Annotated in this window: 1 protein-coding gene; it reads left to right on the forward strand. The window is 49.4% G+C overall.

The annotated features are described in order from the left end of the window. Nucleotides 1–1,185: thiamine pyrophosphate-dependent enzyme (locus tag R7Q48_RS24465; protein ID WP_318132691.1), on the forward strand; the 1,185-nt coding region annotated here is incomplete at both ends.

Raw genomic sequence — 1,185 nt, forward strand, 5'->3', positions numbered from 1 at the left:
CACTTGCTCGTGGTTTCTGCGTTGGCGGTACGGTTCGTATTGTTGTAAACAACCAGGTTGGCTTTACAACGTCTAACCCGCGTGACACTCGATCAACCATGTATTGTACTGACATCGCTAAGATGGTTCAGGCGCCGATTTTCCACGTTAACGCCGATGATCCAGAAGCGGTTGCTTTTGTTACTCGCATTGCACTGGATTACCGCAACGAGTTCAAGCGTGACGTCGTGATTGATTTGGTCTGTTACCGTCGTCATGGTCACAACGAAGCGGATGAACCGAACGCGACTCAGCCGTTGATGTACCAAAAAATCAAAAAGCACCCAACTCCTCGTAAACTGTACGCCGATGTTCTGATTGATAAGAATGAGTCGGATATTGAAACTGCAACGCAGTTGGTGAACGAGTATCGTGATGCACTTGACCGCGGTGAAGTCGTGGTGAAAGAGTGGCGTCCGATGGCATTGCATTCTGTAGACTGGTCTCCTTACTTGGGACACGAGTGGGATATGCAATGGGAGGCGACCTACGATAAGCAACGCCTTGTCGAACTAGGTAATCGTTTATGTCAGTACCCGGAAAGCCACAAGCTGCAAAGCCGAGTAAACAAGCTGTACAACGATCGCTTAGCAATGATGACAGGTGAGAAGGCTATTGACTGGGGTATGGCTGAAACATTGGCTTACGCGACATTGGTAGACGATGGTAAGCGTATCCGTATTTCTGGTCAGGACTCAGGTCGTGGTACTTTCTTCCATCGTCACTCAGTTCTTCACAACCAATCAGATGCAAGCACTTACATCCCGCTAGCGAATATCCATGACAAGCAGGGGCCTTTCCAAGTTTTTGACTCTGTGTTGTCGGAAGAAGCTGTTCTTGCATTTGAGTACGGTTATGCAACAGCTGAACCTGGCGGTTTGACCATTTGGGAAGCGCAGTTTGGTGACTTCGCTAACGGCGCACAAGTGGTTATTGATCAATTCATTTCGTCTGGTGAGCAAAAGTGGGGACGTTTGTGCGGCCTGACGATGCTTCTGCCTCATGGTTACGAAGGCCAAGGTCCGGAGCACTCATCTGCTCGTCTAGAGCGTTACCTTCAATTGTGTGCTGAGCAAAACATGCAGGTCGTTGTACCATCAACGCCAGCTCAGGGGTACCACATGATTCGTCGTCAAGGAGTACGCC

The sequence above is a fragment of the Vibrio sp. 378 genome (assembly GCF_033339435.1).